This is a genomic window from Ralstonia sp. ASV6, from assembly GCF_016429285.1.
Taxonomy (GTDB): domain Bacteria; phylum Pseudomonadota; class Gammaproteobacteria; order Burkholderiales; family Burkholderiaceae; genus Ralstonia; species Ralstonia flaminis.
Genome location: NZ_JAELUI010000203.1, coordinates 1 through 7,054 on the forward strand (window position 1 = coordinate 1; position 7,054 = coordinate 7,054).

The window sequence follows — 7,054 nt, forward strand, 5'->3', positions numbered from 1 at the left end:
GCGCGTTGCGGCTTCCACGCGGCGCCCGCGTGTGACCCCAAGCGCAGCTTCGAGGATCGCCTTTTCGAAACGGCGCGTGAGTACGTCCATCACGTCTGGCTGACCCGCTTCCAGCATGGCCTTGGCCTCGCCCGCGAGCGCACGCTCCCAGCCTGCGGAAGCCGATGCACCTGCAGCGGTCGTCGTCGCCAGCGTGTCACTCGACAGCCCAGCACCATATGGCTCACCGCCATACGAAGGTTCTCCGACAAACACCGGCCGCACGGTTCCAGCATCGGCGGCTGCGGGCAACGCCTGCGCGTTACCCCGTACGAGGTCGTAGGGCAGATCCTTGATCTCGATGGTCTGCGCCGGCGCCATCACGGTCAGCCAGTTGCAGAGGTTTTCGAGCTGGCGCACGTTGCCCGGGAACGGCAGCGTGGCAACATGTGCCAGCGCCTCGTCCGACATGCGCTTGGGCTCCACGCCCAACTCCTTGGCACTCTTCTGCAGGAAGTGGCGTGCCAGCAGCGTGATGTCCTCCGGGCGCTCACGCAGCGCGGGCAGGCGCAGGCGGATGACGTTCAGACGGTGGAACAAGTCCTCGCGGAACAGGCCGTCTTTGACACGCGTTTCCAGGTTCTGGTGCGTGGCCGCAATCACCCGCACGTTGGCCTTGAGCGGGTTGTGTCCACCCACGCGATAGAAATGCCCGTCTGACAACACGCGCAACAGACGCGTCTGCAGATCGAACGGCATATCGCCAATTTCATCGAGGAACAGCGTACCGCCCTCGGCCTGTTCAAAGCGGCCGCGGCGCATGGTCTGCGCGCCGGTGAAGGCGCCGCGCTCATGACCGAACAGTTCCGACTCCAACAGATCTTTCGGAATCGCCGCAGTGTTCAGCGCGATGAATGGGCCGCTCGCACGCGGGCTGTGCTTGTGCAATGCGCGGGCCACCAGTTCTTTACCCGTACCCGATTCCCCGGTAATCAGCACCGTCACGTTCGACTGCGACAGCCGGCCGATGGCGCGGAACACGTCCTGCATGGCGGGCGCCTGGCCCAGGATCTCGGGCGCATCGCTCAGGCGATCGTCGATCTCCTCTTCACGCAGGCTTTCTTCCAGCGCGCGGCGGATCAACTCGACCGCACGATCCACGTCGAACGGCTTGGCGAGGTATTCGAAGGCGCCGCCCTGGAATGCCGCCACGGCGCTGTCCAGGTCCGAATACGCGGTCATGATGATGACCGGCAGCCCCGGATGCTTTGCCTTGATGGCCTGCAGCAGGTCCAGCCCCGAGCCGCCCGGCATGCGCACATCGGAAATCAGCACCTGCGGCGTTTCCTCATCCAGCGCATTGAGCGCGTCGCGCGCGTTGGTGAAACTGCGCGACAACAGGCTCTCGCGTGCCAGTGCTTTTTCAAGGACCCAGCGGATGGATTGATCGTCGTCGACTATCCAGATTGGCTTCATGTGTTGGTTCGTCTGCTTGACTTCGTCTTTGCCTGGGTCCTCGCGCTCTGCATGCGCCGATAAAGCGTCAGTGCAGCGGCACAAGAATGCGGAAATCGGTCTGCCCCGGCCTGCTCTCACACTCGATCAGGCCATCGTGCTGCTGCACGAAGGTCTGCGCGAGTGTCAGGCCCAGCCCGCTCCCCCCCTCCCGTCCGGACACCAGCGGAAAGAAGATGCGCTCGCGGATGTCTTCCGGAATCCCAGGACCGTTGTCCACTACATGCAAGTCCAATGCCAGCTTGTAAAGACGTTTTGCAATCGTGACTTGTCGTGCAACACGCGTGCGCAACACGATCTCACCGTCGCCTTGTGCAATGCGATGCGCCAACGCATGTGCCGCGTTGTGGACGATGTTGAGCACCGCCTGGATAAGCTGTTCCTTGTCACCACGGAACTCAGGCAGGCTGGCATCGTAGTCGCGCACGATGCGTAACCCCTGCGGAAACTCAGCCAGCACCACAGAGCGCACGCGCTCGAGCACCTCGTGGATGTTCACGTCGCCCACGATGTGAGGATGCCGGTGCGGCTCCAGCAGTCGGTCCACCAGCGTCTGCAGCCGGTCAGACTCCTTGATGATGACCTGGGTGTACTCGCGCAACGAACGCTCTGGCAGCTCGAACTCCAGCAACTGCGCGGCGCCGCGAATCCCACCAAGCGGGTTCTTGATCTCATGCGCGAGGTTGCGGATCAGCTCCTTGTTGGCGGCGGTCAGGTCCAGCAAGCGCTCTTCGCGCTCGCTGCGGATCTTCTGCTCGTTGGGCAGCAACTCCAGCAGCACAGAACCCGGTGCAAAGTCGGCAGCACCCACCACTGCATGCGCATGCAATGGTTCGTGACCAGGCCGTTCGAGCGAGACATCGCGCCGCTTGGCATCGAACTGGCGGCCCGCCACGGTGGCGATCATCTCTGCCAGTTCGGAGGGGTCGACAAACAACTCGTGCAGCGACATCTCCACCAGTTGCCGGCGGGACACAGCCAGCGCGGCTTCGGCGGCGGGGTTTGCGTAGAAGATCGTCAGTGCCGGATGGCGGACGAAGAGGATGGGATTGGGCACCGCATCGAGCCCAGGGTACGACGGCGGTGCGCCATGAGAAAACGGAATAGGCGGCGGCCCATCAATGCTGTCGCCGTCGGAAATGTCCTGGCGGGCGTTGACTGACGGCGCGGGTGGCGTCGTCTGTTCCTGGTCATCGCGGCGAGCCGCTTTGCGGATCAGTCGACGCATTGCGCTATTACTCCTTCAGGTTGCCCAGCTCCCGGCGGATCGAATCGACATTGGCCTGGCTGCGCTCGATGTCGCTCTTCAACTGCGCGGTGCGGTCGAGATACTTCTGATAGTTACGTTCATTGCCCTGGCGCTCGGGCTGACCGTTGTTGTATTCGGCCTTCAACGCCTGGAGCTTGCGCTCCTCGTCTGCCAACTCTGTTTCCAGCACCTGGCGGCGTTCGCCGTCACGCGCCTTTTGCGTAGCGCTGTCCACACGTGGGAAGCCACCACCTGCATTGCTCTGCGCCGGTGCTGGTGCAGCCCCGGCACTGCGCGGGCTGCGCGTACCAGGTACGGTCACCACATCGGGCAGCGTCAGCTTCTTGCAGCCTTTCGTGTTGCCACTGTTGCGGTATTCCGGCACGCCGTTCGGGCCGCTGCACAGATAGACATCATCCGCGTGCGCGGGCACCTGCACGGACAACGCAGCAAACGCTGCCACGGCGGAAAGCAGTCCAGATGCGATGCGTGAAGAATGACGGAACATGAGATGGAACCTGGCGAAACGTCGATCGGGCGCCGAAATCCGGCGGACGATCATTCTAGCCACAAAACCCTGCCCCGCAAAAAGGAAGGGCGACCTACGCCGCCCTTCCCCTCACAACCGTCTCTTCGCCCCGACACCTCGGCCGGGGCGCTCGCGCATTACAGCGAGTAGTACATGTCGAACTCGATCGGGTGCGTGGTCATGCGGAAGCGCGTGACTTCTTCCATCTTCAGCTCGATGTAGGCGTCGATCATCGAGTTGGAGAACACGCCACCGCGGGTCAGGAACTCGCGATCCTTGTCCAGGTGCTCCAGAGCCGAATCCAGGCTTGCGCACACGGTCGGGATCTTTGCATCCTCTTCCGGCGGCAGATCGTACAGGTTCTTGTCGGCAGCTTCGCCCGGGTGGATCTTGTTCTGCACGCCGTCCAGACCAGCCATCAGCAGGGCCGAGAAGCCCAGGTACGGGTTCATCAGCGGATCCGGGAAGCGCGTCTCAATCCGACGGCCCTTCGGGTTCGCAACGTACGGAATACGGATCGAAGCCGAGCGGTTACGTGCCGAGTAAGCCAGCTTGACCGGTGCTTCAAAGCCCGGCACCAGACGCTTGTACGAGTTCGTACCCGGGTTGGTGATGGCGTTCAGCGCGCGAGCATGCTTGATGATGCCGCCAATGTAGTACAGCGCGAATTCCGACAGGCCAGCGTAGCCGTTGCCTGCGAACAGGTTCTGGCCGTCCTTCCACACCGACTGGTGAACGTGCATGCCCGAACCGTTGTCGCCCACGACCGGCTTCGGCATGAACGTGGCGGTCTTGCCGTAGGTGTGCGCGACGTTCTGGATCACGTACTTTTGCAGCTGCGTCCAGTCGGCGCGTTGCACCAGCGTGCTGAAGCGCGTGCCGATTTCGTTCTGGCCTTGGCCTGCCACTTCGTGGTGGTGCACTTCAACCGGAATGCCCAGCGATTCCAGGATCAGGCACATTTCCGAGCGCATGTCTTGGAACGTGTCGATCGGGGCAACCGGGAAGTAGCCGCCCTTCTTGCCCGGACGGTGGCCCGAGTTGCCGTGTTCGAATTCCTTGCCCGACGACCACGGGGCTTCTTCGGATTGGATCTTCACGAAGCAGCCTTGCATGTCGACGTTCCAGGTCACGCCGTCGAAGATGAAGAATTCGGGTTCCGGACCGAAGTAGGCGGTGTCGCCCAGGCCGGTGCTCTTCAGGTAGGCTTCAGCGCGCTTGGCGATCGAGCGCGGGTCGCGGTCGTAGCCCTTGCCATCCGACGGCTCGACCACGTCGCAGGTCAGCACCAGCGTCGGCTCTTCGTAAAACGGGTCGACGTGAGCGGTGTTTGCATCCGGCACCAGCAGCATGTCCGACGCTTCGATGCCCTTCCAGCCGGCGATCGACGAACCGTCGAATGCATGGCCGCTTTCGAACTTGTCTTCGTCGAAATGCGACACGGGAACCGAGACGTGCTGCTCCTTACCCTTGGTATCGGTGAAGCGGAAATCGACGAACTTGACGTCGTTTTCCTTCACGAGCTTCATCACGTCTGCAATGCTTTGGGACATGCCATTCTCCTGGTAGCGCAATAACGCAAAGTATTGTGAGCCGGTTGTGTGACAGATCGCTTCGATCGCCCTCACCCCCGAAACATCTTCTTCTCGCCAGGGACGTCCGGCACCGCCAAAACGCCCTGGAAAAGACCGCGGGAATCTTAGCAGAAAGCATGCCAGTGTCGACCCGATGACGGGCATGTGCTCCCGCAAATAGTGCAGCGCCGCGCCAGCCCATGCCTGACACGGTGCGACAGCATCAAGAAGCCGGTGCAGATACCTTGGGTGGAATCGGCCTCACGGGAACCCTGCTGTTCAGTCAGGGTAGTCAACGCACAGCCGTGGTGCACACAAATCGACGTAGCACCACTTGAGTGCATCGTAATGGCGACTGCACCGTTTCAGTGAATTTCACCTGCATCATGTGATGGCAACGCTAAAATAGTGCTTTACCTTCTGCCGATTGCCATGACTGCCACCACACTCACCCGCGAGTCCCTGCTGGAAGCGGCCACTGCCCGCCGCGAGGCCGACCAGCTCCCGTACTTCGGTGCCCTGTCTCCGCAAGAAGCCGCCGCCCTGCTCGCCGCCGATCCGCAAGCCCATCTGGTAGACGTGCGCACGCGTGCTGAACTGGACTGGGTCGGCACGCCAGACATTGCGCCTGACCAGTTCACGCATGTGGAATGGAACCAGTATCCGGGCGGCGTGCGCAACCCGAACTTCCTCAGCGCGCTGGAAGCAGCCGTGCCGAAGGACGTGCCCGTGCTGTTCCTGTGCCGAAGCGCAGCGCGCTCCAAGCACGCCGCTGTGGCGGCTGCACAGGCCGGCTATACGTTGGCGATGGATGTGCTGGAGGGTTTTGAAGGCGCCAAGGACAGCGAAGGCCACCGCAAAACGGTGGAAGGCTGGTGCTTCCGCGGTTTGCCGTGGCACGGCGCGTAACGACACAGCACGCCGCCCACAGCACGCAAGGCCATCAGGGCGCCGTTGCGGCGTTCGGCTCAATGATCTCCCCGCCCAACGCCAGCGCGCCTTCTCGCAGCACCACATAGGCACGCGCAACCGCTTCGGGCGGGCCCTTCACCCCCAGATCGATGTGCGAGCGGGCATAGCGCTCACCGCGCGCCGCATCGCCCACGCTGGGCAGGCTGAACACCTTCACGCCATCGAACTCGGCTTCGATGCGCTCCATCAGCGGCGTCAGCCGTGACTCCGGCAAGCCAAACACCAGGAACGAGCGCTCCTCGCGCGGGGCGCGGTGGAATTGATCGGCGTAATAGGTGTCGAGTACCCACTCCATCATCGGCCACGCCATCACCGGGAAACCCGGCATGAAGTGGTGATGCGCCACCGAGAACCCAGGGATGCGGTTGTAGCTGTTCGGGATGATGCGCGCCCCTTCCGGGAACTCGCCCATCTTGAAACGGTGCTGGTTCTCAGGCGTGGAGAGATCAGCCTTGATCGGGTCGCCTGCAGCCGTGTCGGCGATGCGTTGGGCGATCAGTTCGCGAGCTTCCGGATGCAGCACCAGCGGCACACCCAGTGCGGCGGCGGCGCATTGACGCGTATGGTCATCCGGCGTGGCACCAATACCGCCGGTGCAGAACACCACGTCATCGCTGGCGAGCGTGCGCTTGAGCACGCTGGTGATGCGCGCCGGCTGGTCGCCGACGTACTCGGCCCATTCCAGCGCCAGGCCGCGCTCGCCCAGTACTTCGATCAACTTGCGCAGATGCTTGTCTTCGCGGCGGCCGGAGAGGATCTCGTCGCCGATGATGATCATGCCGAAAGCCATGTCAATCCTTGTTACTTACTCGCGGGGCAGTTCGATGGAGGTAACGTCAATGACGCTTGCTTCGACCATGCGCGCGGGCGGTGCCTCGGCGCGCAGGCGCGTGAGCGCACGCAGGCAGAAATGGCCGAACCACAGCGCCGAGAAAATGAAGATCAGCACATACAACCAGATGACGGCGATGGCGATGATCGGGAACAGCACGATCGTCACCACCGACGACACCCACAACAGCGTCGGCGCCGAGCCCAGCATGCCGACCGCAATGCCGATGCCCAGCAGCGGCAACCGGTAGCGCTGCATGATCGCTCGGCGTTCTTCAGGCGTGGCGTGGTCGGCCAGCGCGTCGTAGGTCATCAGGCGGTAGGTCAGCCAGCCCCACAGCAGCGGCGGAATCAGCGCGAAGAACGGCGGGATCAGCCACAACGGCAGCGTGACGATCGCCACCA

7 protein-coding genes are annotated in these 7,054 nt (G+C 62.9%); 1 reads left to right on the forward strand and 6 read right to left on the reverse strand.

The genetic code is table 11. From position 1 onward, the window contains the following. The 4 genes from ntrC to JHD73_RS25485 all read right to left on the reverse strand — a co-directional run. Positions 1-1,455: nitrogen regulation protein NR(I) (gene ntrC, locus JHD73_RS25470; RefSeq protein ID WP_199032950.1), on the reverse strand; the 1,455-nt coding region annotated here is incomplete at its 3' end. Between the two features lie 67 nt (positions 1,456-1,522). Beyond that, positions 1,523-2,722: a nitrogen regulation protein NR(II) gene (glnL, locus tag JHD73_RS25475; protein ID WP_199032951.1), complete on the reverse strand. Its 1,200-nt coding sequence runs from the start codon at positions 2,720-2,722 to the stop codon at positions 1,523-1,525. A gap of 7 nt (positions 2,723-2,729) precedes the next feature. Continuing rightward, complete coding sequence (locus tag JHD73_RS25480) at positions 2,730-3,251, reverse strand: DUF4124 domain-containing protein (protein WP_199032952.1); 522 nt, start codon at positions 3,249-3,251, stop codon at positions 2,730-2,732. Between the two features lie 158 nt (positions 3,252-3,409). Continuing rightward, positions 3,410-4,825, reverse strand: coding sequence for a 3-hydroxylaminophenol mutase (locus tag JHD73_RS25485; RefSeq protein ID WP_199032953.1), 1,416 nt, complete (start codon positions 4,823-4,825; stop codon positions 3,410-3,412). Between the two features lie 453 nt (positions 4,826-5,278). Here JHD73_RS25485 and JHD73_RS25490 point away from each other — a divergent pair, with 453 nt between their 5' ends. Continuing rightward, positions 5,279-5,755, forward strand: a complete 477-nt coding sequence (locus tag JHD73_RS25490) for a rhodanese-like domain-containing protein (protein ID WP_199032954.1) — start codon at positions 5,279-5,281, stop codon at positions 5,753-5,755. 34 nt (positions 5,756-5,789) lie between these two features. On the opposite strand, the gene JHD73_RS25495 is transcribed toward JHD73_RS25490, so the two are convergent. Both JHD73_RS25495 and JHD73_RS25500 read right to left on the reverse strand, forming a co-directional pair. Continuing rightward, the gene (locus JHD73_RS25495) at positions 5,790-6,608 is read right to left on the reverse strand and encodes a competence/damage-inducible protein A (protein WP_199032955.1); all 819 of its coding nucleotides are present in this window, start codon (positions 6,606-6,608) and stop codon (positions 5,790-5,792) included. A gap of 15 nt (positions 6,609-6,623) precedes the next feature. Beyond that, a partial coding sequence (locus JHD73_RS25500; RefSeq protein WP_199032956.1) for an EI24 domain-containing protein occupies positions 6,624-7,054 on the reverse strand: 431 nt, incomplete at its 5' end.